25 protein-coding genes are annotated in these 23,179 nt (G+C 40.9%); 13 read left to right on the top strand and 12 right to left on the bottom strand.

Going from position 1 to position 23,179, the window contains the following annotated elements; translation table 11 throughout:
- Positions 1 to 81 precede the first annotated feature (81 nt).
- Positions 82 to 822: a 16S rRNA (uracil(1498)-N(3))-methyltransferase gene (locus HC643_RS26215; RefSeq protein WP_038083659.1), complete on the bottom strand. Its 741-nt coding sequence runs from the start codon at positions 820 to 822 to the stop codon at positions 82 to 84.
- Between the two features lie 80 nt (positions 823 to 902).
- Here HC643_RS26215 and HC643_RS26210 point away from each other — a divergent pair, with 80 nt between their 5' ends.
- The 5 genes from HC643_RS26210 (at position 903) to HC643_RS26190 (ending at position 5,164) form a co-directional block, all read left to right on the top strand.
- Positions 903 to 2,060: a succinylglutamate desuccinylase/aspartoacylase family protein gene (locus HC643_RS26210; RefSeq protein WP_038083658.1), complete on the top strand. Its 1,158-nt coding sequence runs from the start codon at positions 903 to 905 to the stop codon at positions 2,058 to 2,060.
- Positions 2,061 to 2,272: 212 nt separating this feature from the next.
- Positions 2,273 to 3,184, top strand: a complete 912-nt coding sequence (gene era / locus HC643_RS26205; protein ID WP_038083656.1) for a GTPase Era — start codon at positions 2,273 to 2,275, stop codon at positions 3,182 to 3,184.
- A 99-nt stretch (positions 3,185 to 3,283) separates the two neighbouring features.
- Positions 3,284 to 3,961 carry a response regulator gene (locus HC643_RS26200; RefSeq protein ID WP_038083654.1) on the top strand — a complete coding sequence of 226 codons (678 nt, stop codon included), beginning with the start codon at positions 3,284 to 3,286 and terminating at the stop codon, positions 3,959 to 3,961.
- 116 nt (positions 3,962 to 4,077) lie between these two features.
- Complete coding sequence (locus tag HC643_RS26195) at positions 4,078 to 4,551, top strand: TspO/MBR family protein (protein WP_038083653.1); 474 nt, start codon at positions 4,078 to 4,080, stop codon at positions 4,549 to 4,551.
- A gap of 139 nt (positions 4,552 to 4,690) precedes the next feature.
- Positions 4,691 to 5,164 (top strand): TspO/MBR family protein, encoded by a 474-nt coding sequence (locus tag HC643_RS26190; protein WP_038083651.1) that lies wholly within the window; start codon positions 4,691 to 4,693, stop codon positions 5,162 to 5,164.
- Between the two features lie 98 nt (positions 5,165 to 5,262).
- Here the strand turns inward: HC643_RS26190 and HC643_RS26185 are convergent, their stop codons facing one another.
- Together HC643_RS26185 and yidD are read right to left on the bottom strand one after the other, a co-directional pair.
- Positions 5,263 to 5,970 carry a M15 family metallopeptidase gene (locus tag HC643_RS26185; RefSeq protein WP_038083649.1) on the bottom strand — a complete coding sequence of 236 codons (708 nt, stop codon included), beginning with the start codon at positions 5,968 to 5,970 and terminating at the stop codon, positions 5,263 to 5,265.
- Positions 5,971 to 5,986: 16 nt separating this feature from the next.
- Positions 5,987 to 6,244, bottom strand: coding sequence for a membrane protein insertion efficiency factor YidD (yidD, locus tag HC643_RS26180; RefSeq protein ID WP_038083647.1), 258 nt, complete (start codon positions 6,242 to 6,244; stop codon positions 5,987 to 5,989).
- Between the two features lie 61 nt (positions 6,245 to 6,305).
- Between yidD and HC643_RS26175 the strand changes: the two genes are divergently transcribed.
- Positions 6,306 to 7,022 carry a diacylglycerol/polyprenol kinase family protein gene (locus tag HC643_RS26175; RefSeq protein WP_050046844.1) on the top strand — a complete coding sequence of 239 codons (717 nt, stop codon included), beginning with the start codon at positions 6,306 to 6,308 and terminating at the stop codon, positions 7,020 to 7,022.
- A gap of 18 nt (positions 7,023 to 7,040) precedes the next feature.
- Here the strand turns inward: HC643_RS26175 and HC643_RS26170 are convergent, their stop codons facing one another.
- Positions 7,041 to 7,484: a hypothetical protein gene (locus HC643_RS26170; protein ID WP_137986601.1), complete on the bottom strand. Its 444-nt coding sequence runs from the start codon at positions 7,482 to 7,484 to the stop codon at positions 7,041 to 7,043.
- Between the two features lie 129 nt (positions 7,485 to 7,613).
- On the opposite strand from HC643_RS26170, the gene HC643_RS42200 reads away from it, so the two are divergent.
- Positions 7,614 to 7,745: a hypothetical protein gene (locus HC643_RS42200; RefSeq protein ID WP_272899795.1), complete on the top strand. Its 132-nt coding sequence runs from the start codon at positions 7,614 to 7,616 to the stop codon at positions 7,743 to 7,745.
- A 435-nt stretch (positions 7,746 to 8,180) separates the two neighbouring features.
- The gene (locus HC643_RS26165; protein WP_038083643.1) at positions 8,181 to 8,792 is read left to right on the top strand and encodes a hypothetical protein; all 612 of its coding nucleotides are present in this window, start codon (positions 8,181 to 8,183) and stop codon (positions 8,790 to 8,792) included.
- A gap of 70 nt (positions 8,793 to 8,862) precedes the next feature.
- Here the strand turns inward: HC643_RS26165 and HC643_RS26160 are convergent, their stop codons facing one another.
- Complete coding sequence (locus tag HC643_RS26160) at positions 8,863 to 9,015, bottom strand: hypothetical protein (protein ID WP_167844756.1); 153 nt, start codon at positions 9,013 to 9,015, stop codon at positions 8,863 to 8,865.
- A gap of 378 nt (positions 9,016 to 9,393) precedes the next feature.
- Between HC643_RS26160 and HC643_RS26155 the strand changes: the two genes are divergently transcribed.
- The 4 genes from HC643_RS26155 to HC643_RS26140 all read left to right on the top strand — a co-directional run bounded on the left by HC643_RS26155 (position 9,394) and on the right by HC643_RS26140 (position 14,026).
- Positions 9,394 to 10,812: a nicotinate phosphoribosyltransferase gene (locus HC643_RS26155; RefSeq protein ID WP_202048656.1), complete on the top strand. Its 1,419-nt coding sequence runs from the start codon at positions 9,394 to 9,396 to the stop codon at positions 10,810 to 10,812.
- Positions 10,813 to 10,814: 2 nt separating this feature from the next.
- Positions 10,815 to 11,402 carry a nicotinate-nucleotide adenylyltransferase gene (locus tag HC643_RS26150; protein ID WP_038083637.1) on the top strand — a complete coding sequence of 196 codons (588 nt, stop codon included), beginning with the start codon at positions 10,815 to 10,817 and terminating at the stop codon, positions 11,400 to 11,402.
- 91 nt (positions 11,403 to 11,493) lie between these two features.
- Positions 11,494 to 12,240, top strand: coding sequence for an NUDIX hydrolase (locus tag HC643_RS26145; protein ID WP_038083633.1), 747 nt, complete (start codon positions 11,494 to 11,496; stop codon positions 12,238 to 12,240).
- Between the two features lie 58 nt (positions 12,241 to 12,298).
- Positions 12,299 to 14,026, top strand: coding sequence for an NAD+ synthase (locus tag HC643_RS26140; protein WP_038083629.1), 1,728 nt, complete (start codon positions 12,299 to 12,301; stop codon positions 14,024 to 14,026).
- A 29-nt stretch (positions 14,027 to 14,055) separates the two neighbouring features.
- On the opposite strand, the gene HC643_RS26135 is transcribed toward HC643_RS26140, so the two are convergent.
- Complete coding sequence (locus HC643_RS26135) at positions 14,056 to 14,379, bottom strand: hypothetical protein (protein ID WP_038083626.1); 324 nt, start codon at positions 14,377 to 14,379, stop codon at positions 14,056 to 14,058.
- Positions 14,380 to 14,564: 185 nt separating this feature from the next.
- Here HC643_RS26135 and HC643_RS26130 point away from each other — a divergent pair, with 185 nt between their 5' ends.
- Positions 14,565 to 15,158 carry a PDDEXK family nuclease gene (locus HC643_RS26130; RefSeq protein ID WP_038083624.1) on the top strand — a complete coding sequence of 198 codons (594 nt, stop codon included), beginning with the start codon at positions 14,565 to 14,567 and terminating at the stop codon, positions 15,156 to 15,158.
- 29 nt (positions 15,159 to 15,187) lie between these two features.
- Here HC643_RS26130 and HC643_RS26125 read toward each other — a convergent pair whose 3' ends face one another.
- The 6 genes from HC643_RS26125 to HC643_RS26100 all read right to left on the bottom strand — a co-directional run bounded on the left by HC643_RS26125 (position 15,188) and on the right by HC643_RS26100 (position 23,113).
- Positions 15,188 to 16,168, bottom strand: coding sequence for a DNA-methyltransferase (locus HC643_RS26125; protein WP_038083616.1), 981 nt, complete (start codon positions 16,166 to 16,168; stop codon positions 15,188 to 15,190).
- A gap of 47 nt (positions 16,169 to 16,215) precedes the next feature.
- Positions 16,216 to 16,887 (bottom strand): hypothetical protein, encoded by a 672-nt coding sequence (locus HC643_RS26120; RefSeq protein WP_038083614.1) that lies wholly within the window; start codon positions 16,885 to 16,887, stop codon positions 16,216 to 16,218.
- Positions 16,888 to 17,385: 498 nt separating this feature from the next.
- Positions 17,386 to 18,057 (bottom strand): hypothetical protein, encoded by a 672-nt coding sequence (locus HC643_RS26115; RefSeq protein WP_038083612.1) that lies wholly within the window; start codon positions 18,055 to 18,057, stop codon positions 17,386 to 17,388.
- Between the two features lie 398 nt (positions 18,058 to 18,455).
- Complete coding sequence (locus HC643_RS26110; protein ID WP_038083610.1) at positions 18,456 to 19,127, bottom strand: hypothetical protein; 672 nt, start codon at positions 19,125 to 19,127, stop codon at positions 18,456 to 18,458.
- Between the two features lie 398 nt (positions 19,128 to 19,525).
- On the bottom strand, positions 19,526 to 19,810 hold the full coding sequence (locus HC643_RS26105; protein WP_050046847.1) for a hypothetical protein: 285 nt from the start codon (positions 19,808 to 19,810) through the stop codon (positions 19,526 to 19,528).
- A 21-nt stretch (positions 19,811 to 19,831) separates the two neighbouring features.
- On the bottom strand, positions 19,832 to 23,113 hold the full coding sequence (locus tag HC643_RS26100; RefSeq protein WP_038083608.1) for a helicase-related protein: 3,282 nt from the start codon (positions 23,111 to 23,113) through the stop codon (positions 19,832 to 19,834).
- Positions 23,114 to 23,179 lie beyond the last annotated feature (66 nt).

Raw genomic sequence — 23,179 nt, 5'->3', positions numbered from 1 at the left:
GATTTGGGATTTTGCAGACAGTCAAGTTAAGGGTTTGCAGTATTGGACTCACAGCAGGCGGTAAGTCTTAGCACCAAATTATTATTTATAGTTCCCAAATTTTCCAGATTCTAACTCAGCTGCCACAATAGATAGGGCAACAATTGGAGCTGTGACTGCTCTGAGAATGCGACGCCCAAGCGAAACAGGTTGAAATCCTGCGTCAATAGCGCACTCTACTTCTTTTTGCGTCCATCCTCCCTCCGGTCCCACTGCAATGGCAATTGTTCTTTGTCCGTCGTCATTTGCCATTTGTGTGTTGTTTTGCAAGCAATCTCGCAAATGAGGAGACTGACCGCGAGCAACACAGATGTATTGCCAATCGCTTGCAGATGATAAAGCTGTGCTGAAGGAGACAGGTTCTAAAATAGTCGGAACAAAAGAACGTTCGGATTGTTCTGCGGCTTCTCGTGCAATTCGCTGCCATCTTTCAAGTTTCTGAGAGCTTGGTTTGAGTAAAGTCCGATCGCCGATCGCCGGAGCAATGATAGCAACTCCTAACTCAGTACAGCTGCGTACTACATCATCAAATGCGTTACCCTTAGGCAAAGCCAGTATCAGCGTTATGGTTGCTCTTAATTCGGTTTGCACGACCATTGGTTCTAAAACCCGAGCGTTATCCCCTTCCAAAGACGCCAGCCACCATTGTCCCATTCCATCCATTGCAATAAAGCGATCGCCTGTACGCAAACGCAAAACACGCCCCAGATAATGCTGTTGTTGGGGAGTGAGCAAAATTTGCCCTTGTTGGAGTTGGGATGGCGCGATCGCAATTCTTTGCATTTGTTAAGGGTTAGTTGTTGGTTGTTATTTGTTAGTTGTTATTGGTTTAATTTATTTATTCATTATCCCTCAGCACTGTCATGCTTCCAAACATTGAAACAATCCCGCAGCGCCATATGGCTTCAGGCGATGTACTCTCGTTTCAAGTCTATAAATTTAATGGTGCTCATCCCGGCAAAAAAGTTTATATTCAATCTAACCTACACGGTGCAGAAATTGTTGGCAATGCTGTTATTCACCAACTTATTGAATTTTTGCTATCTGTAGAGCCCACAGACCTAGCTGGAGAAATCTGGCTGGTTCCTGTTTGTAATTCTATGAGTACAAATCAGCGATCGCATTTTTTTTCTTCTGGAAGGTATTGTATTTCGGAAGCTAAAGATTGGAACCGTATTTTTTGGGATTATGAGAAGTTTACTAAAAATATAATGGAATTCGCTCGCTCTCAAATTCATTTAAATATAGAAACAGTACGAAAAAATTATCTTGATGCTATTCAGCAAAAATTTACAGATCTTTTAGAAAAGATTAACTCTTCTAGTAGCGTCTCCTATACAGAAAAATTTCGTTATAAATTGCAATCTTTGAGTATAGATGCAGATTACCTGATCGACATACACAGCCATACAACTCAAGGATTAAACTATGTATATTACTTCCGCGATCGAGAAGAAAGTGCAAAATACTTTTTACTTCCACTTGGAATTTTATTAGATGAATATGATGGCAATGCTTTTGATGAAGCATTTATCAAACCTTGGTTAGCACTGGAAAAATGTTTCAAAGAACTTGGTAGAGAAAATAAGTTTGATGTGGAAGCTTGGACGCTAGAACTTGGAACGGGAATGCAGATGAATCCCGATTCAGTTGAGAAAGGACTTAGGGGTATAAAAAATTATTTAGTCCAGAAAGGAGTGCTGCAAACTGCTGACATTTCTGTAAAAGGAGATTTATTACAAAACACATCCCCTGAGATGAGTTTTAGCACGAGAAGCCAAGCCAAAAAATATTATGCTCCAACAGGTGGAATGATTCAATCAAAAGTTGAATTGGGAAGTTCGGTAAAGGTAGGAGATAAATTGTATCAAGTATTGCAATTTAATAAAGAAGGCAAATTACCAACTGTCATTGATGTCTTTGCCGAACAAGATGGGCTAATTTACGACTCATCAACCAATCACGCCGTTAATGAAGGTGAGTTTGTACTGGGTTTGATTGCGGTGACCAATAACCAGTAACCCGCGAGCGCTCATCAGTGGAACTACAAATATGACCATTAGATTGTTAAACTTTAAGCAAAGGCGTAAGGCAATTAAGAGAAGTGCCAGGGTGATTTTATGTTTTTTCTCTGTTTACAACAAAATTTAGGAATTTTAAAGGTACAAGATGAGGGTGGAGCCAAAGAGTGAATAGTAGTGATAGTAACATCTTCTCTAATTCAGGAGAAGTGATGATTCCGCAGGCTCCTCCTGGATTTAAGTCGGGTTTTATTGGCATTATTGGTCGCCCTAATGTCGGTAAATCTACGCTGATGAATCATTTGGTAGGACAAAAAATTGCCATTACATCACCAGTCGCACAAACAACAAGGAATCGGTTGCGAGGCATTTTAACAACACCAGAAGCACAGTTAATCTTTGTAGATACACCAGGAATCCATAAACCCCACCATCAATTGGGAGAGGTTTTGGTGCAAAATGCCAAAATAGCAATTGAATCAGTGGATATTGTGCTGTTTGTTGTGGATGGCTCTACGGTCTGTGGAACAGGCGATCTGTACATTTCCGAGCTACTGAATCGCAGTCAAACACCAGTGATATTGGGTTTGAATAAAATTGACCAACAACCAGCAGAGTTTCAACAAATAGATGGGAGTTACGCTCAATTAGCAAAGTCACTTCAATGGCAAACGGTAAAATTTTCAGCTAAGACAGGGAGCGGATTGTCGGAACTGCAAAGGTTACTAATTGAACAATTAGAGCCAGGACCGATGTACTATCCACCCGATTTGGTAACCGATCAACCAGAACGCTTCATCATGGGTGAGTTAATCAGAGAACAAATTTTACTGTTAACTCGTGAAGAAGTTCCTCATTCAGTGGCGATCGCAATCGATCGCGTAGAGGAAACTCCGACTATTACCCGAGTCTTTGCTACCATACACGTAGAACGCGATTCCCAAAAAGGCATTCTTATTGGTAAAGGTGGAACCATGTTAAAAGCAATTGGTAGTGCTGCTCGCGAGCAAATCCAAAAGTTAATTGCTGGTAAAGTCTACCTAGAGCTATTTGTCAAAGTACAACCGAAATGGCGTCATTCTCGGATGCGATTGGCAGACTTGGGATATCGCGTAGAAGAGTAAAAAGAATTATGAATTATGAATGATAAATGATGAAAATAAAATTCAGAATTCACCAATTACAATTCATAATTCATAATTCATAATTCATAATTCACAAAAATGTCTTTAGAAAGTTCCTTTCCCTTAAATTTGCCAGCTAATGCTTCTCCCCTACGAGTTCTTATTGTCGAAGATGACCCAATGATGCAACTCGGACTCGAACAATCACTTATGGCTCATCCCCAATTAGAAATTGTCGGACAAGCAGAAGATGGTTACTTGGGCGTTCAAGCAGCACTCAAATTAAAACCAGATCTGGTAGTAATGGATATTGGATTACCGCGTTTGGACGGAATCGCAGCAACACAACAAATAAAAGCAGCGCTTCCAGAGACTCATGTGGTGATGTTAACGTCTCATAAAACAGATACAGAGATTGTTGCTGCTTTATCTAGTGGTGCAGATGCTTATTGTATCAAAGGCGCAAGTGTAGAACGATTGTTGAGTGCGATCGCAGCTGCTGTTGAAGGTGCGGCTTACCTCGATCCCCAAATTGCCAGACGCGTTATTGAAAATCTTAAACCACCTACTCCTAGTGGAAATACAGCAAATTTGTCTCAGCGCGAGTTAGAAGTGTTGAAACTGATGGTAGAAGGATATAGCAATCCAGAGATTGCTGAAAAACTCTATCTCAGTCCCAACACTGTTAAAACACACGTTCGCGGAATTATGAATAAACTCTCTGTTGATGACCGCGTACAAGCAGCTGTTGTCGCTTTACGTTCCGGTCTGGTGTAGAACGTGCGATCGATCCCTATTCCCTTTTTCAAACTCAGGATTGATGAGTTATTTAGCTAAAACTTGACAAAATTGGATTGAGAAATCTTATATGCGAGCCTAGCAAAGGGTGAAGGATGATTAAATCCTGGATGGTGATTGGCGGAGTGGCATTCTTGGTTGCATTAGCTTCTAACATCATTACTCCCAACGATGTCAAGTGGTTTAAGCGTTTGCAAAGACCGAGATGGCTTACTTTTGAGGCAGCAATCCCAGTTATCTGGACTGTAGTATTTATTTGTGGTGCTTGGTCAGCTTATATTGTTTGGGAAAAAAATCCAGGAACAACGAAAACTTGGTTGCTCATGGTTTTATATCTCCTTTTAGAAATTGTTACAGTTGCTTATAACCCGGTTATGCTTCGACTTCGCAGTTTGAAAGCGGGTACGATCGTTGGCGGTACGGGTTTTATTGTAGGAATTATACTAGCAATCACAGTTTTATCTGTTTCTGGTTGGGCAGCGCTGCTTCTTGTTCCTTATTTACTTTGGAGCCCCATTGGTACGTATACTACTGGGAAAATGATACAACTTAATCCAAAGGATGCGTAAATTAGAGAGTGGTTAGTTGTTACCAACTATTAACCACTAGCCATGAAACAATTCCAACTTACGACTGATTAAAATTATGCCCTCAATTGCCACAATTGCCTTGTGTTGCTTGACAAAATGCTTAATAAGGTATAAAGCAATGATTCAATCTTGGATGGTAATTGGGGCTGTCACTTTTTCAATTGCAGTTGGCAGTTTTTTTATAACACCTCGTGACGTTAAGTGGTTTGCACGGTTAACGCGACCCCGTTGGTTAGTCTTTGAACCACTAATTCCCTTCATTTGGACTTTTATTTTTCTTTGCGGTGCGGCTTCCGCTAATATTGTTTGGCAGCAAAACCCAGGGAGTTTGAGAAGTTGGCTCTTGATGGGTCTGTTTCTCTTGTTGGAAATTATTACTATCTCTTACATTCCACTCATGCTTAGGTGGCGGAGTTTAAAAATCGGAGAAATTATTGGATCGATTGGCGTTATTTTGGGTGTGTTACTGACAATCGCCGTTTTACCAATATCTAAACTGGCTGCTTTACTGCTTGTTCCGTATTTAATCTGGAGCCCAGTAGGAACTTATACTACAGATGAGTTAATTCAACTTAATCCTCAAGATGCTTGAGGGTTAGTTGTTAGTGGTGAGTCTATCCCTGTAAGCGGGTTTCCTGCGCCCTGGAGACTAGCGTATAGCTCTTGCGGGCATAGGTTGGTGGTAACGTTTTAAGATAAGCGTCCGTAACGTGCATTTAATGAATTGTCAGGATTTGCTTCATTATTGAGCCAAGCCCACATCTGATCGCCTGAGGAAAAATGCCACCACTCTCTGGGATTGCGCTTGAATCCTGCTGTCTCCATAACATCGCACAGGAGTTGTCGGTTAGCGTGAAACTGCTGCGCTTGTAGATCGGTCGCGTTACCAAAGTACGACGGATGCGATCGCTCTGACATCTCGTCAATAGGCGAACCCATATCGACAATTGCTCCTGCATCATCCACCAATGTAACGTCAACAGCTGCACCCGTGCTGTGAGGTGGAGGTGTTTTTTCATCCAAACTGGGTTCAGCCCAAATTTTATAAACCTCCTCCCAAATCTCGTCGAGCTGCTCTGGTGACAATTTAGCCTCACTTAACCCTCTCATCTGCAAGGCTTGGGAAAAAGCATAACTCACCATAAACTGCTGTACCTCCACGGGACGGTAGGCATCAAAAATTTGGATCAGCCAGTTAGGACGGATTTGCTGGAGATAGTTTTGAGCAACTACCAAGCTATCAACAACGCTTTTACGAAGAAAATAAGGTGAGCGATCGCCATAAGGCGCACCCAACCTTTCATAAGGATGGGGAGATTCTACAGCAAATAGTTCCAAAGGAATCTGTACCAAAGGTTCACCACACTCAATAATGAGTACTTTATGATAGGGTCGCATTTTATTTAAGTATTTATTATTTATCTACCTTGTCTGCCTTGTCTCCTCTGTCCCCCCTATCTCTTTCCGGTACGGGATCGTAACCGCCGGGATGAAATGGATGACAACGGGAAATACGCCGAAGAGCCAACCAACTACCTCGCCAGACCCCAAATCGTTCAATAGCCTGGAGAGCGTACATTGAACAAGTTGGTTGAAAGCGACAGCTTGGAGGAAACATCGGTGAAATAAACATTCGATAAAAGCGAATCGGTAAAATGAGTAATAATTTCATTTATGTTGCTCAAATCTAATAAAGTGGTATTAAAGACTAAAGTTTTTATCTTGTTTTATCTTTGCTAAATTCATTACCTGGTTTAGAATCAATCCCTCCTGTTTACACGCAAATTGCCATTGCGTCAATTTGGGTATTCCTCATGCTTCTGATCGCATGGCGGGTGAATCGTCTTGATGACAAAGACCCTGAAGTTGTCAGAAAGATCGTACATATTGGAACTGGAAACATAATCTTAGTTGCTTGGTGGTTGGGTATTCCAGCCAGCGTGGGTATTACCGCTTCGATTGTAGCGAGTGCAGCCACCCTGTTGTCTTACCGATTTCCTATTCTCCCCGGTATTGATAGCGTTGGGCGCAAAAGTCTCGGAACTTTTTTCTATTCTGCCAGTATTGGTATCCTTATAGCTTGCTTCTGGTCTATACAGCAACCCCACTATGCAGTTTTAGGAGTCTTAGTGATGACATGGGGTGATGGACTAGCAGCACTTGTCGGTCAGCGATTTGGTAAGCACAAATACAAAGTTTTGGGGAGACAAAAAAGCTTGGAAGGTTCTCTCACAGTAACTGCTGTTAGCTATGCGATCGCCAGTACAATCCTACTCAGCCTCCAGGGTAATGTTTGGCAAACTTGGTTAGTTTCTTTGGTAGTCGCCTTAGTTGCGACTGGCTTAGAAGTTTTTTCAATGTTTGGAATTGACAATTTGACAGTTCCTTTAGGTAGCGCTGCAGTCGCTTTCTTTTTGAATAATTGGGTTAGTGGTCAGTTTTTAAAGTAACCAACCACCAACAACTAATTAATACCGATAAAAATTCCCGTTATGCGGAACTCCGTGACGGTATGCCTTACGTGGATGCACTTTGTAGTAATGATAGTGGTAGTGATAGACCTTTTGGGGGTAACGAACAGGGCGGTGATGGTAGCCAGGACAAGGACAACGGTAATTCCTGCGATGATACACTCTGTAATGCCGCACTTTTCGGTGACGAGCTTTATAACAGTCGTAATGCTTGGCTTGTACGATCTCTCCTTCTGATTCCACATTATCTTCAGGTGATAAATATTTTTGTGCTTCAGGTGAAAGGAGATTCATCACTTTTGTATCAGCCTGTGTTTGTAAAGGCTGTTGCTGGTTTTTCATTCTTCGATTTGTCTGTGCTGTGGCTGTCTCAAACCCCAAACAACTCAGCAATATTAAAGCACTGACTGCAAACCGCAAATAACCGTTTTTAGACAACATTCTCTCGTTGCTCCTAGTTTTTTGTTCCCGCTTTGTCTCCTGGGAATCCCTTTTGCAAGGTTTTGGCTGAAGCTATCCTTTTGAATTAGTTGAAGAGAAAGCAAAGCCTATAAAAATGGGTTATCACGCATGACAGATAAAGGAGAGTTATTAGCGATCGCAACTCTATTATTGCCACAATCTTTATTATTTGTTAATGTTTGCATTCCTGGCAAACAAACAAAATTAATCCTCTTAAAGACTGATGAAGACAAGCTATAAAAGTTTTTTTTGGTAAAAGTCAGGCAAAACGATGAACGGCGATCGTGTATTTTTCAATACAAATAAAATCTCACTGTATTTATAGACTCATATATAGTAAGGGTGTTTGCTGTTGACACCACTTGGTTTAATGCAAGAACCCCAACTTCTTGAAGAAGTTGGGGTTCTTACCCAATTTTTGTTGTGATTCTATAACAATTTGGGATTTATCAATATCAAAACCTATTTCATTAGAAGGAGTTTTTGTGAATGAGAGAGTAGTTATTGTTGTTTAGATGTAAAAGGGAGATCGCAAATCCAACAAACGAGAGAATACAACCAAGCAGAAGTCATATCTCAAGAGAGATTCCCGTAAAGGTTTTACTCAATAAATTGAAAGACTAAATATAGCTATATGATGCAAAAAAATAATTTTTTCTTCTGCAAAAAATTCAAATGAACTTTTTTAATAATTCCGTACCGCCTTTACGGCGCAAACAAGCTACCCTAGAAACTTATCGTTTGCAGGGATTTTGGCAAGTTAGCTGGCAAATAGGCAACAGACAACTGTATTCAAATTTTTATACCCGTCTTGACCAATGTTTTCTACTTTGGGGTTTAGCGATCGCACCCATGTTTGTCACTGCCCAGTTCTTCCCTATTAGTTGGCATTTACAAGCAATTTTATGGTCGATACTTTCTATTTTTGGAACTGTAGGAATGGTTTATTGGACTCACTATTGGGTCAAAGAAAGACAAGTCTGTTGGATATTATATTGTTGGGTTGTGTTGATGTTATCGGGTGTGGTTGTAACTGACTTGGGTGTTTTTTTTGGCTGGGGAGAAATACTGTTAAATTTATGTCCTATATGGTTGGGTTTGTGCTCGTTTGGCTATTTTTGTACGGGATTGGCAATCCGATCGCGAACTTTACTGTTCACAAGTGTTATTCACCTGTTGGGAATTTTAAGTTTACCTTATGTAGGTGGTTTGCAGTTTTTATTAACTGGCGCTGTCATGTTTTTCTGCTTATTTCTCTTAGCAGAATTGGAATGGGATCATTGTTAAATAGAATTAGTGGTTAGTCAGTAGTAGTTATTAGAAAAAATACTAACCGCTAACCACGGCTCGCTAAAGCTCACCACCGATTATCTGTTTTTTGATTATAGGGTTCCCCTGTAAATGGTTGTACTCCAATATTTGGATAAGCATCATTAGTAGGAGTAAAAATTCGCATTGCTGCTTCAGAAACAAACTGAGTAAAATCAGCAAGCATTTTGGAGATAGCCATAATACCAATACTCCCTTGTTTGTAATTGCTTAAATTGTTATGTTTTTCTAGTGTAGTTAACAAAATTTTGGTTGTCCGCGATCGGAAATATATTTATACTGTCCGCAACAATAAGAGATAGATATTTGCAATAGTTAAGCAAGGAAAAGGGTACGACTGGGAGTAAAGGATAAGCTTTTCTTACTTTAACGTTCTTCTATTGTTCTTTATTTTTACAGACAACTATTAAAATATTTTAAATAATAGATTAAGATAATAATATGCACCACGTAGAAATACGGGTTTTAGGCATTTTCAAGAAAAAACAGTCTAGTAGTTGACAATATTTATGGTAAAAACTACCATAAATCATAAGCTTTCTTCCAAGGGCGTTATGCCATGACCAGTTTTCCAGTCGTAAATTATGCATCTATAGACCACCAGAAGCAGCAGAGTTTGGAAAATCAAGAGTTAACGTTTTCATCTCTTGATTACAGTTTGCTGACAGACCTTTACCAGTTGACGATGGCAGCTTGCTACACCGGAGAAGGTGTAGAACAACGGCGGGCGAGTTTTGAGTTATTCGTCAGGCGCTTGCCACAAAATTTTGGTTATTTAATTGCAATGGGTCTAGCACAAGCATTGGAATATTTAGAAAATTTTCGCTTTAGTGCAACTCAAGTGGAAGCTTTACAAGCGACAGGAATTTTCACCAATGCGCCTACCCGTTTTTGGTCACTTCTAGCTGAAGGACGTTTTACAGGAGATGTTTGGGCAATACCTGAAGGGACAGCCGTGTTTGCCCATGAACCGCTGTTGCGAGTAGAAGCACCTCTGTGGGAAGCTCAGTTGGTGGAAACCTACCTGTTAAACACCCTGAATTATCAAAGTTTAATTGCAACACGAGCAGCAAGAGTGCGCGATGTAGCATCTGAAAATGCAACGCTGTTGGAATTTGGCACGAGAAGGGCATTTAGCCCACAAGCTGCTTTATGGGCTGCACGTGCGGCTTTAGCTGGTGGTTTGGATGCGACATCAAATGTGTTAGCAGCACTGCAACTGGGGCAAAAGCCCAGTGGTACAATGGCTCATTCTTTGGTTATGGCATTATCAGCAATGGAAGGTAACGAAGAACAAGCTTTTACCGCATTTCACCGTTATTTTCCAGGTGCGCCATTGTTGATTGATACTTATGATTCCATAGCGGCTGCTCGCCGTTTAGCCCAAAAGGTCAATTCTGGGGAAATGGAATTATCTGGTGTCAGGCTGGACTCAGGAGATTTGGTATCCCTGTCAAAACAAGTGAAGTTGTTGCTTCCTGGAGTGTCGATTTTTGCCAGTGGGGACTTGGACGAGTGGGAAATAGCAAAGTTAAAGGCGGCTGGTGCTGAGATTGATGGTTATGGCTTGGGAACCCGTTTAGTGACCGGTTCTTCCGTAAACGGAGTTTACAAACTGGTGGAAATAGATGGTATCCCAGTGATGAAACAATCAACTGGTAAAGGAACTTATCCAGGACGCAAGCAAATTTTTCGCACTTTAGTGGGAGGGAAGGTGAAAGCCGATAAGTTGGGACTGGCTACAGAAGATTGTTTGGAGGAACAACCTTTATTGGAACTCTTTATGAAAGAGGGACAAAGAGTGCGATCGCCTGAAAACATAGCACAAATTCGGCAGCGTACAACTGCCTCAGTCGCTAGTTTACCGGAAGAGGTCAGACAACTGAATAACCCTACGTCAGTACCAGTAAATATCTCGATCCCCCTAGAGGAACTGACACAACAAACCAGAAAACAAACCCTAACCACCAACCACTAACCATGAGAATCGCATTATTTGGTACGAGTGCCGATCCACCAACCGCAGGACATCAAGCTATTATCAAATGGCTGTCTAATAAATACGACTGGGTAGCAGTTTGGGCTGCAGACAATCCTTTTAAGTCCCATCAAACCAGATTGGAACATCGCGTAGCGATGCTACATTTGTTAATTAAGGATATCGATGCGCCTCAAGACAACATTGGATTGGAACAGCAATTAAGTAGTTTGAGAACTTTAGAAACATTAGAAAAAGCAAAAGCTCTTTGGCCAGATCGATCGGAGTTTACTTTAGTCGTAGGTTCGGATTTGCTAGCTCAACTGCCAAGATGGTATCGAATTGAAGAGTTATTACAACAAGTACAACTTCTAGTCGTACCGCGTCCGGGTTTCGTTATAGATGAATCTAGCGTGCATATCGTACAAAAATTGGGAGGAAAAATCGAGTTTGCCAATTTTATCGGTCCGGATGTTTCTTCAACTGCTTATCGAGAAAGTGGCGATAGCGAAGCCCTAACACCTCTCGTAGTTGACTACATTCATAAAGAGCATTTGTATAAATGTTTATCCAACAATGTAGCCTGTTAAACAAAATCTAATTAATCACCGGTCAGTGGTGGAACAAGGGAGGGTCACTGGTCACTGTTAAAAACTTCATTGCTTTGAACAATTGATTCCTATGCCAGGACGCAGCCAAAGAAAGTTTGTTGCTCCACTCAATCAACCCCCTTTAGCGGATTTTAAGGTTGGTGTGGATAATGTTATTTTTTCTGTAGATACTGCCCAAAATCGCCTGCTTGTGTTACTAGTGATGAGACAGCAGGAGCCATTTTTGAATCATTGGAGCCTTCCCGGTACTTTGGTGCGTCAAGGCGAGTCTTTGGAAGATGCGGCTTACCGCATTTTGTCAGAGAAAATTAGAGCAAAAAATCTATATTTGGAGCAGTTGTATACCTTTGGGGGACCGCAACGCGATCCACGGGAAGCTAGTGATAGTTATGGCGTGCGTTATCTTTCGGTCAGTTATTTTGCTCTCGTGCGATTTGAGGAAGCGGAATTAATTGCCGATCGCATGACGGGAATCGCTTGGTATCCTGTCAAGCAAGTGCCACAATTGGCTTTCGATCACAACGAAATTCTGGCTTACGGACACAGGCGTTTGCGAAATAAGTTGGAGTACAGCCCGGTGGCTTTTGAAGTTTTGCCAGAAATGTTTACTTTGAATGATTTATATCAGTTATATACTACGGTTTTGGGGGAAAACTTTTCTGATTATTCTAATTTCCGCGCCCGCCTGTTGAAGTTGGGTTTTTTATGCGATACAGGAATAAAGGTATCGCGTGGGGCTGGTCGTCCAGCTAGTTTATATCGGTTTGATGCCGAAGCTTTTGCTCCGTTTAAAGATAAACCTTTAGTTTTTATTTAACCGCATTCGTGTAACGTTTCCGTAAGGACACAGACGCGAAAAGCGTACAGAGAAGAAAATGAAGATTGCGATCGCTCAACTTAATCCTATTATTGGTGATTTGCCGGGTAATGCAAAAGAGATTCTGGAAGCGGCAAAAAAAGCTGCGAGTGTTGGATCGCGTTTGCTATTGACTCCAGAACTTTCGTTATGTGGTTACCCTCCTAGAGATTTATTGCTCAATCCCAGTTTTCTATTGGCAATGAATTATCATTTGCAACAATTAGCAAGGGATTTGCCATCAGAACTCGCTGTTTTGGTAGGAACTGTTGATGAGAATCTCAAAGCTCATAGTAATGGTGGCAAAACGTTATTTAATAGCATTGCTTTGTTGGAAAAAGGTCAGGTAAAGCAAATTTTTCACAAGCGTCTTTTGCCGACTTATGATGTTTTTGATGAAAACCGCTATTTTGAGCCCGGTTTGCAAGCCAATTATTTTTCTTTAGATGATATTCATATTGGCGTCACTATTTGCGAAGATTTGTGGAATGATGAAGAATTCTGGGGCAAACGCAGTTACACCACAAATCCAATTGCGGATCTAGCAATTTTAGGCGTAGATTTTATTGTGAATTTGTCTGCTTCTCCCTACAGTGTGGGGAAACAGAGGTTTCGAGAAGAAATGCTCAAACACAGTGTCGTGCGCTATCAACAACCGATTATTTACGCCAATCAGGTTGGGGGAAATGACGATTTAATTTTTGATGGCAGAAGTTTTGCCCTCAACCGTCAAGGTGAAATGGTCTGTCGTGCTTCTGGGTTTGAGAAAGACTTGGTTGTGGTGGAATTTGATGAGGTGCAGAGAGATTTGCAATTGAGTTCTATTGCACCAAGATATGAATCTGAAGATGAGGAAATATGGCATGGTTTGGTTTTGGGAGTCCGCGATTACGTGCGTAAGTGTGGCTTTTCCAAAGTTGTGCTGGGTTTGAGCGGTGGTATAGATTCTTCGTTAGTCGCTGCTGTGGCGACTGCAGCATTGGGACAAGACAGTGTCCTCGGTGTTCTTTTGCCTTCACCTTACAGTTCGGATCATTCCATTAGTGATGCTTTGGCATTGGCAAATAATTTGGGGATGAAAACTCAGATTTTGCCCATAGGGAAGTTGATGGAAGGTTATGACAATACCTTAGCTGAGTTGTTTGCAGGAACGGAGTTTGGCTTGGCAGAGGAGAATCTTCAATCCCGGATTAGGGGGAATTTGTTGATGGCAATTTCTAACAAATTCGGTCATCTTCTCTTATCGACTGGTAATAAATCAGAAATTGCAGTTGGTTACTGCACCCTTTATGGGGATATGAATGGTGGATTGGCTGCGATCGCGGATGTTCCAAAAACTCGCGTTTATTCAATTTGCCAGTGGTTGAACACTCAGGCGCTCTTGAGTGGGAAGGGGGTCTTGGGGAAAATACCTTCCCATTCTCAATCTATAATTCCAGAAAACGTTCTGAGTAAAGCACCTAGTGCGGAACTCAAACCCGGTCAAGTTGACCAAGATTCTCTTCCGCCCTATGATGTGTTGGATGATATCTTGGAACGCTTGATTCACCACCACCAATCCCCCGGACAAATTGTTGCTGGAGGTCACGAGCCGGGAATTGTGGACAGAGTCATCGATCTAGTGGCGCGTGCAGAATTTAAAAGGAGACAAGCACCTCCTGGGTTAAAGATTACCGATCGCGCTTTTGGTACTGGTTGGCGAATGCCTATTGCAAGTAAATGGGTGGGTATAAAATATAATGCCTGAGCCTGATAGGGATGGTTGCTAAGATGGAGCTACAATCGCCTTCTGTCTTGATATTCATCCCTGTCATCTCCATCGCGACTGCTTATCCGGTAGTCATTTCTGTCCTCATCATCTTTGTTGCGATCTCGCTTGCGCTCTTTGTTGTCCTCAAAATTCCAATCTTTTGACTTTTGATACGATTCAGATAAACCCTCTAAACTTTCCACGGCACATTCTAGAGCTTCAAAGTATCCTAAAACAGCTTCTGCGTTATCTGGAGAAGTTCGCCAATCCAAGATTTCATCAGCTCTATCTTGTAATCTTTCTATCAACTCAATTTGCCGATTCAGTAATTTTTCTATCCGATAATCCATCGTAGTTACCTCAGTATTATTAGTTATCAATTAGGAACAATTTCGATAAGACAACCGGGCTGTAGCGAAGGAAGGAATGCTCTTGGATTGTCCAAGCACTTATTATAAGCTGTGGGGAGTGCCAATTTCAAATACTGTAAATCTACCCTAGCAAATTAGAATCCAAAAGCGAATGCTCCCAAACTATGAAGATTGTACAAGAAGTATCCTTAATGAGTCGTGGTAGTTTTGAAAAGTCTCAACAGTGGGTGACTATTCAAAACGAAATTCGCAGTGCTATTCAGTTAATAGTTTGGCCTCCTGGCACCTCAAACTTCACAATCAATCCAACACCCCACGGGAATGGAGTCAAGCCTATCAAAAATGCTTGTATGGCTTTTCTTAAGGAAACTTTTGGTTGGCAACTGGAAACAAAAATAACCTATGCAACTAAATCACCTGGACGAGTTGATGCAACAAAAGCTTTAAACGGACATCTTTTTGCTCTTGAATGGGAAACTGGCAATATTTCATCAAGTCACCGTGCAGTCAATAAACTAGTTCTTGGTCTTTTGCGGGGTGTGTTTTTAGGTTCGGCTTTAGTGCTTCCTAGTAGGAAACTTTACCCTTATCTTACTGATAGAGTAGGAAATTATGAGGAATTAGAACCTTACTTTGATGTATGGCGATCGGTGAACATTAATGAAGGATTCCTTGCTATCTTTGTAGTTGAACATGATGCTCAAGACAGCAACGTAGCAAGAATCACAAAAGGAACAGATGGTCGTGCTTTAATCTAGAGCATCACTGAAAACTTATCGTCTGATTTTTAAGAAAATAAATCTAGTTGTTTTGAATCATTGTGCAAAATTTTCGCTTTTTTCTTGCCCCTAGCTGATTCCCATTCTTCTACTTTCCCAAGCGCTAAATCTTTTAGTCGCTTAACTGCTGGCTCAACATCACCAATTTCTGTACCAAGCCAATACCGATGCAACTTCTCTGCGGCATAAAATGTAGTTCCAGAACCGCCAAAGGGGTCGATAACTATTTGTCCTGGGTTTGATGCCATGGCAATGATACGTTCTAGCATAATCGGAGCTAATTCATTAGCACCTCTTGTTTTATATTGGCGGTGTCGTACTGGTGGAATGTCGCTCCACATTTCCTCAAGCTCTGTCCAAAAAGTTTCTTCAGTGCGATCGCCCGATGCATCTTCCCAGACATCTTCAGGAGTATCCCAAATATCCATCAAATTGATGCCTTGAGGATTTAGCTTTTTACGATGTCCGCCGTAATCGCGAATTTCTCCTCCACAATGTCGGCAAACTTGAATGGGTGTATATACTTTATTGAAAACAGTGGGTTCTCCTTTCGTATAGTAAAGCAATCCATAATGAGCCGGGGACATTCGCTTGCCACGAGGAAAAGCTTTTGGCATCCTGCATGCAATCCAATGGCGAAAAAGCATACCTTTTTGGTTGAGGTATGCACCATACTCGATACACCATTTAGGCAAGTTGAAAATAAATAAACTGCCTCCAGGTTTTAAAACACGAATGCTTTCACTCAGCCACTGTTTTGACCATTCAAGGTATTCCTCGGATTTCATTTGGTCGTTCACACCTTTGCCGTAATCCTTACCTAGGTTGAAAGGCGGATCGGCAAATGCTAGATCGACACACGTATCGGGAAGAGCATTGAGAAACTTGAGACAATCGCCTTGGTAGAGAATGCCATAATCGCTTTGATATGCCTCTATTAAGTTTTGATTAGTAGCAGTCAAAGGAGATATGAGGCAAACAGAAGACATTGATGGTTTTTTCTTTTACTCAGGCTGTCACTCAATTCTAATCAATATCAAGCCACTACAAGAAGTGATTGCTGGAATTTCTCTGCGAGCAACAAAACCGCCTCTTCAATGACAAAACGTCGTGGCTCGCTATTGTGTTCGCTCAGTTGTTCTACGATCGCGCCTGCTTTTTCAGAAATTCTGGGTGGCTGATATTCTCTGCCATGACCGACATATCTCCATGGCGTTGGCTCTTTTTTTGGTTGATTGTCTTTGTGTTTCTTGGTTTCGATTTGAATATCTTGTTTGGAAACCTCTTGGGTACAAGCTTTTTCCAATACTGACTTGATAACCTCTATTGGCGTCCGACCCGTGGCTAATTTGTAAAGTGCTGACGGAGAGAGGTGGCGATTGATTTGCTCGAGTTGTTTTGTGGTGAAGTTCCCAAGTATGGGGGCTAGTTTTAACAACTGGTTGGCAATACCTGATATCCATCCCAAAGAGTTGGCTAGGGCTTGTTCATACTGTTTGGGCTTGAGTTGATCTTTGAGGAAAAGCAACAATTGCCCAATTTTGGCGGCTCCTAGTAATAAGGAAGGATTTGTGTAGGTTATCTCGCTGATGACTTCTTTTATCAAGTCTTTACCCGGCTTAGCGAGTCTGCGAATGAGGTATTGAACTTCCCCTGCAATTGTTTCAGAAAAATTCCCAGCGGGAGCTGTTTCCGGTGCTTTAATCATGCTAAGATCACTCCAGAATAATTTAAATAAATTGATTTTTCTGAGGAAGTGCTCTTGCAGTCAACATGAGCGCTTCCTCTTTCACTCATCATACAATAATCCGGAAATTTTTCTTGTAAAATTTTCTGTAGAATTTTAGAGTTTCCAGAGAAAAAAGAATCGCTCCTCATGCTCAACATGAGCGCGAAAACAAGGGAGATTTTCTCGACATAAAATCATCTATTGTAAAAAGCGATAAGCCGAGTACGGCTTGCGCTGTTGAGCGATCGCAACGCTGCAAGTTAAGCATTCTCAGAGATAGCTCATGCCTCATACATCTTCTCCCTCTTTTACCTATGATAAAAATTGGTCGAAGATGCATTCGTCAATTGCCGCCTTACATCCCCATCGCACCCGTTGAATGAGGTATTACGGCGTTTGGATAAAAGCCCAAGAGCTTGATTCTTGGCAATTCAAAGAAACAGGCTTGAGCGTTGATTCTGCATTTTTGGAACAGAGCTAAGCCACCGCAAAAAGTACTTGCTGGAATTTTTCTGCGAGCAACAAAACCGCCTCTTCGATGACAAAACGTCGTGGCTCGCTATTGTGTTCGCTCAGTTGTTCTACGATCGCGCCTGCTTTTTCAGAAATTCTGGGGGGTTGATATTCTCTGCCATGACCGACATATCTCCATGGCGTTGGCTCTTTTTTCGGTTGATTGTCTTTGTGTTTCTTGGTTTCGATTTGAAGATCTTGTTTGGAAACCTCTTGGGTGCAAGCTTTTTCCAGTACGGATTTGATAACTTCAACTGGTGTCCGACCCGTGGCTAATTTGTAAAGTGCGGATGGGGAGAGGTGGCGATTGATTTGCTCGAGTTGTTTTGTGGTGAAACTTCCAAGTATGGGGGCTAGTTTTAACAACTGGTTGGCAATACCTGATATCCATCCCAAAGAGTTGGCTAGGGCGTGTTCGTATTGTTTGGGCTTGAGTTGCTCTTTGAGGAAAAGCAATAATTGCCCAATTTTGGCGGCTCCTAGTAATAAGGAAGGATTTGTGTAGGTAATCTCGCTGATGACTTCTTTTATCAAGTCTTTACCCGGCTTAGCGAGTCTGCGGATGAGATATTGAACTTCCCCGGCAATTGTTTCAGAAAAATTCACAGCAGGAGCTGTTTCCGGTGCTTTAATCATGCTAAGATCACTCCAGAATTATGTTTATTAGTTTATTTTTTCGAGGAAGTGCTCTTGCTGTCAACACGAGCGCTTCCTCTTTCGCTCATCATACAATAATCCGGAAATTTTTCTTGTAAAATTTTCTATAGAATTTTAGAATTTCCAGAGAAAAAAGAATCGCTCCGCATACTCAACATGAGCGCGAAAACAAGGGAGATTTTCTCGACATAAATCATCTATTGTAAAAAGCGATAAGCCGAGTACGGCTTGCGCGTTCGAGCGATCGCAACGCTGCAAATTGTTTTTGCGAGCAGTTTCGCTCTCATTTCTAAGTAACGAATAAAAACCCAAGAGCTTGTTTCTTGGCAATTAAGGGAAACAGGCTTGAGCGCTGATTCTGAATTTTTTGAACAGAGCTAAGCCACTGCAAAAAGTACTTGCTGGAATTTCTCTGCGAGCAACAAAACCGCCTCTTCGATGAGAAAACGTCGTGGCTCGCTATTGTGTTCGCTCAGTTGTTCTACAATCAAGCCTGCTTTTTCAGAAATTCTGGGTGGCTGATATTCTCTGCCATGACCGACATATCTCCATGGCGTTGGCTCTTGTTTCGGTTGATTGTCTTTGTGTTTCTTGGTTTCGATTTGAAGATCTTGTTTGGAAACCTCTTGGGTGCAAGCTTTTTCCAGTACGGATTTGATAACTTCAACTGGTGTCCGACCCGTAGCTAATTTGTAGAGTGCTGACGGCGAGAGGTGGCGATTGATTTGCTCGAGTTGTTTTGTGGTGAAACTTCCAAGTATGGGGGCTAGTTTCAATAACTGGTTGGCAATACCTGATATCCATCCCAAAGAGTTGGCTAGGGCGTGTTCGTATTGTTTGGGCTTGAGTCGATCTTTGAGGAAAAGCAATAATTGCCCAATTTTGGCTGCTCCTAGTAATAAGGAGGGATTTGTGTAGGTAATCTCGCTTATGACTTCTTTTATCAAGTCTTTACCCGGCTTAGCGAGTCTGCGGATGAGATATTGAACTTCCCCAGCAATTGTTTCAGAAAAATTCACAGCAGGAGCTGTTTCCGGTGCTTTAATCATGCTAAGATCACTCCAGAATTAATTATTAAATTTATTTTTTTGAGGAAGTGCTCTTGCAGTCAACATAAGCGCTTCCTCTTTCACTCATCATACAATAATCCGGAAATTTTTCTTGTAAAATTTTCTGTAGGATTTTAGAATTTCCAGAGAAAAAAGAATCACTCCGCATACTCAACATGAGCGCGAAAACAAGGGAGATTTTCTCGACATAAAATCATCTATTGTAAAAAGCGATAAGCCGAGTACGGCTTGCGCGTTCGAGCGATCGCAACGCTACAAATTGTTTTTGTGAGCAGTTTCGCTCTCATTTCTAAGTAAGGAATAAAAGCCCAAAAGCTTGATTCTTGGTAATTAAGGGAAACAGGCTTGAGCGTTGATTCTGAATTTTTTGAACACAGCTAAGCCACTGCAAAAAGTACTTGCTGGAATTTTTCTGCGAGCAACAAAACCGCCTCTTCAATGAGAAAACGTCTTGGCTCGCTATTTTGTTCGCTAAGTTGTTCTACAATCAAGCCTGCTTTTTCAGATATTCTGGGGGGTTGGTATTCTCCAGAGAGTCTGGGGGGCTGAGATTCTCTGCCATAACCGACATATCTCCATGGTATTGGCTCTTTTTTCGGTTGATTCTGTTTGTGTTTCTGCTTTCGAGTCGAATATCTTTCTGGGGAACCTCTTGCATACAATAGAAATTTAAGAAGCCAGCGCTATTCTGCTTGAAACCACTGGTAACAAACAAGCTGAATATCTTCTTCCTCAATAATTTCTGATGGATTTACTTCTCTTTCTTCCTCAATTTCATGATATTGATCTTGATCGACAAACAATTCATCTAGCGCAGAAACTAGTGTATGTAAGTCTTTGTTTTCAAGGTATCTTTCCCAATTTGCTTTTATGTCACGCTCATAGACACGAAGATTAACTGTGGTAATAACCTTTAATACTCGCTGCCTCATCTCTTGATATGTTGGTTCTTCATTGAAAGGTTTCAATTCAGTCAAAGCGTGATAAATTTGCTGTAAACGTTTATTTAGCTTAGGTTTTAATTGGCTACCAGCTTGTTGCTTTTTAAAGTAAGCCATCAAGTTACATATAGCCCCTTCCAAAATATCAAATATAGAGTTGTCAAACTTGACTGGAAGCAGTTTCTCTGGAAGCGGAAAGCCTTCCGCTTTACATTTTAGCCAATTAAAGATTTTACGCTTGTCGCTAATTCGTAGGTCTTGATTAAGGGAAATTACATCATTAATACGGGGATAAAATTGCCAGAAGTGTTTATCTTTGGCACGAAATGCCAGAAATATTCCCCCATCTTTCATTTCAGGGATATGAAAATGGCGCGTGCTGTGAATTCCTAGTGGAATTTCTTCAGCTGCTTGCTCACCTTCTTGTTGGAAAAATTCTAGTAGAGGTAAACGCATTTCTTCTAAAGAAGCCAAATCAGCAACTTGTTCTAGTTCCTCTAAAATTGCCTCTTTATCTGCATCACTCATTGCTTTCTTAAGTCGGTATAATTCTTCCAATGATTTCTCTGAAATGATTTCTCCTAAAACACTAGCATCTAATCCAACTTTCTCATTAATCATAGCAATTCGACTTTGTAATCGCCGCACCAATCCGAGTAAAGCTTCCAAACCTTCTTCGGGAAAGCAGTTATAAATTAATAGTTCTTCATAGTTAGTGCCTAAACGGTCAATCCGACCAGCACGCTGAATCATTCTTACTGGGTTCCAATGCAAGTCATAGTTAATTAAAACACCTGCATCTTGTAAGTTTTGGCCTTCCGATAAAACGTCGGTACAAATAAGAATGTCAATTTCCTGTTTCTGAGAATTTTGCTGTTCTTGCTGACTTTGGTTGTTAGCTTTGGGCGCAAATTGCTTAACTTTTTCTTCTCTTTGCTTACCAGCAGTTTCGCCAGTTATTTTGTCAATAGTTAGTAGACGATCATCTATTGACATCTCCTTTAACCACTCATCATCTGCTATCAACTGTTTGTACAAATAATCGGCAGTATCTTTGAAATAGCTAAATACTAAAACTTTTTTAGCCTTAAGTTCGTTCTTTAGCAATTGTTTAAATTCTACTAGCTTGAGATCGGATTCTTGTCCTATTTTTACATTTTTTTGAATTTGCAATAGTTGATTATGAATACTGGTAAGGATATTAAGATCTGATTGAATACGACTGCTTAACTCATCAATTTGGTAATCATTCAGGTCAATTTCATCCAAAGATTCAATTAACTCATTAACAGAAATATTATCTTCTTCATCTGTCTCTGCTGCTAGAATCTTGCGAAAATTTTTGCTGTCTAGCAGCTTCCCCCGTTGTAACAAAGTAAAAAATCTCTCTTGAAAATCTTTCTGCTTGCAGATACTGCTTTCAAATGCAATTAGAGAACTTTCTAGCCGTTTTAGATACAGTGACTTCATTAAGGCGATAAGGGCATCATTCCGCAGTATGTCATCATTTTCTTGCTTAGTTTTTTGTTGTTTAAAAGCTTTGATGTTATATGGAGCTAAATGTAATTCATCAATTTGATTGGCAATTCTAGCGTAAAGACCCTGGTAACAAGCCTCAAAATTATAAGTGAATTGTTTTAATTGACGCTTAGGAAAGCTAATTTTTTGACCACTAATGTAAATTTCTTCCCCTGCTAACTGTCGCTTGATAACATCTTTGCGAGAGCGTCTTACCATTGTTTGAAACAGCAGTTCAGTAATTTCTGCCTCACCTTTTGCTAACTCTTTAAAATAAGTTTTGAGATTGGGTATTCCCCATCCTTGATAATATTTTTCTGTGTTCCGTGTCAGCAGTAAAATTTGATGATAAAGGTCATAAATGCTAGTGTTTAATGGTGTTGCGGTTAGCAATAATACCCGCTTATTTCGCTTGCCACTACCAATCAATTTCTGTAAATTTATGTATCTATTTGTTGCACTATTACGAAAGTTATGAGACTCATCCACGACGATGATGTCATGCTTGTTGTAACGACGGATGTCGAAGGTTTTACGACTAATTTCTTCCTGAGAAACTACATCTGCCTTAATTCCAAATTCATCTAACTTTTTCAACCACACTAAATCTCGTAATTGGGCAGGGCATACAATCAAGGCACGAGGTACATAACCAGGACGCTTGTCTTTGATCAGATAGTGGTCAAGTACCCGCAAACCAATGTAAGTTTTGCCTAAGCCAACTGCATCTGCTACTATGCAACCTCGGTGGCGCTCCAATAATCTGACAGCACGTTCAAAACCTTCTTGTTGAAAACTAGCTAGTTCTAAACTTGTGCGAATGCTTGTATCTGGCAAGGTGTCTTCTTTAAAAAGTTCGTAAAGTGCTTTTAAAAACACTTGGTAGGGTGTATAAGCTTTACTACCGAATTTAGAGGCATTTAAAGCATTAATTAGTTTGTCTTTGTATTCACGATCAACACTTTTGTCTGCCCAGAATTTTTCAAACCAATTTTGGCGAAGGTCTTGGGCTATTACTAAAGTTTTATTTAATACATTTAATTCTGTATTGCCACTCAAGCCGGCAGGTGTAAAGTTACTGGAGCCAATAATACTATAATTATCAAAAACATAAGCTTTGGCATGTAGAAACTGCGCTCCTTCACCAATGGCTCCGTAAAGTCTGACATGGATATGATCTTGCTGTAGGTATGCAATTAAACGGTCAATTTGCTGTTTATATTTCAGCTTATATTTTTCTACTTCTAACTGTTTTTGTACGTCATGGTGAAAATAGCTGGTTAAGTCAATACGATCGCCCTCTGCTGGTCGAATTGTGGGGTCGCGACCGATCAGTAGACGTAAATTAGTTAAAGCATTAAAAGCTGCTTCTAGCCGTATCCACGCCTCTATTCGGAAAAATCCAGTAGCAATGTCTAGGTTTGTTTGGCTCTCATCTAAAATGAGCGCTCGCAAAACGTCTTCCAGTTTATGTTGTTTATTGTCTATGTAATCGGGGAGAGGCATAAGTTACAAACCTTTTACCACTAAAATAGTCACATATATTGTTTTAGGTTGGACAGTACGGAAGAT

The organism is Tolypothrix bouteillei VB521301 (genome assembly GCF_000760695.4).
GTDB classification, from domain to species: domain Bacteria; phylum Cyanobacteriota; class Cyanobacteriia; order Cyanobacteriales; family Nostocaceae; genus Scytonema; species Scytonema bouteillei_A.
Note: the sequence above shows the minus strand (reverse complement) of the source record. Positions and strands in the feature narration are given on the sequence as shown.

What these genes read in the sequence shown, in the direction of transcription:
- HC643_RS26215 (WP_038083659.1), bottom strand. Translation starts at nt 822, where the DNA reads ATGCAAAGAATTGCGATCGCGCCATCCCAACTCCAACAAGGGCAAATT.
- HC643_RS26210 (WP_038083658.1), top strand. Translation starts at nt 903, where the DNA reads ATGCTTCCAAACATTGAAACAATCCCGCAGCGCCATATGGCTTCAGGC.
- era (WP_038083656.1), top strand. Translation starts at nt 2,273, where the DNA reads ATGATTCCGCAGGCTCCTCCTGGATTTAAGTCGGGTTTTATTGGCATT.
- HC643_RS26200 (WP_038083654.1), top strand. Translation starts at nt 3,284, where the DNA reads ATGTCTTTAGAAAGTTCCTTTCCCTTAAATTTGCCAGCTAATGCTTCT.
- HC643_RS26195 (WP_038083653.1), top strand. Translation starts at nt 4,078, where the DNA reads ATGATTAAATCCTGGATGGTGATTGGCGGAGTGGCATTCTTGGTTGCA.
- HC643_RS26190 (WP_038083651.1), top strand. Translation starts at nt 4,691, where the DNA reads ATGATTCAATCTTGGATGGTAATTGGGGCTGTCACTTTTTCAATTGCA.
- HC643_RS26185 (WP_038083649.1), bottom strand. Translation starts at nt 5,970, where the DNA reads ATGCGACCCTATCATAAAGTACTCATTATTGAGTGTGGTGAACCTTTG.
- yidD (WP_038083647.1), bottom strand. Translation starts at nt 6,244, where the DNA reads ATGAAATTATTACTCATTTTACCGATTCGCTTTTATCGAATGTTTATT.
- HC643_RS26170 (WP_137986601.1), bottom strand. Translation starts at nt 7,484, where the DNA reads ATGTTGTCTAAAAACGGTTATTTGCGGTTTGCAGTCAGTGCTTTAATA.
- HC643_RS42200 (WP_272899795.1), top strand. Translation starts at nt 7,614, where the DNA reads ATGACAGATAAAGGAGAGTTATTAGCGATCGCAACTCTATTATTGCCA.
- HC643_RS26165 (WP_038083643.1), top strand. Translation starts at nt 8,181, where the DNA reads ATGAACTTTTTTAATAATTCCGTACCGCCTTTACGGCGCAAACAAGCT.
- HC643_RS26160 (WP_167844756.1), bottom strand. Translation starts at nt 9,015, where the DNA reads ATGGCTATCTCCAAAATGCTTGCTGATTTTACTCAGTTTGTTTCTGAA.
- HC643_RS26155 (WP_202048656.1), top strand. Translation starts at nt 9,394, where the DNA reads ATGACCAGTTTTCCAGTCGTAAATTATGCATCTATAGACCACCAGAAG.
- HC643_RS26150 (WP_038083637.1), top strand. Translation starts at nt 10,815, where the DNA reads ATGAGAATCGCATTATTTGGTACGAGTGCCGATCCACCAACCGCAGGA.
- HC643_RS26145 (WP_038083633.1), top strand. Translation starts at nt 11,494, where the DNA reads ATGCCAGGACGCAGCCAAAGAAAGTTTGTTGCTCCACTCAATCAACCC.
- HC643_RS26140 (WP_038083629.1), top strand. Translation starts at nt 12,299, where the DNA reads ATGAAGATTGCGATCGCTCAACTTAATCCTATTATTGGTGATTTGCCG.
- HC643_RS26135 (WP_038083626.1), bottom strand. Translation starts at nt 14,379, where the DNA reads ATGGATTATCGGATAGAAAAATTACTGAATCGGCAAATTGAGTTGATA.
- HC643_RS26130 (WP_038083624.1), top strand. Translation starts at nt 14,565, where the DNA reads ATGAAGATTGTACAAGAAGTATCCTTAATGAGTCGTGGTAGTTTTGAA.
- HC643_RS26125 (WP_038083616.1), bottom strand. Translation starts at nt 16,168, where the DNA reads ATGTCTTCTGTTTGCCTCATATCTCCTTTGACTGCTACTAATCAAAAC.
- HC643_RS26120 (WP_038083614.1), bottom strand. Translation starts at nt 16,887, where the DNA reads ATGATTAAAGCACCGGAAACAGCTCCCGCTGGGAATTTTTCTGAAACA.
- HC643_RS26115 (WP_038083612.1), bottom strand. Translation starts at nt 18,057, where the DNA reads ATGATTAAAGCACCGGAAACAGCTCCTGCTGTGAATTTTTCTGAAACA.
- HC643_RS26110 (WP_038083610.1), bottom strand. Translation starts at nt 19,127, where the DNA reads ATGATTAAAGCACCGGAAACAGCTCCTGCTGTGAATTTTTCTGAAACA.
- HC643_RS26100 (WP_038083608.1), bottom strand. Translation starts at nt 23,113, where the DNA reads ATGCCTCTCCCCGATTACATAGACAATAAACAACATAAACTGGAAGAC.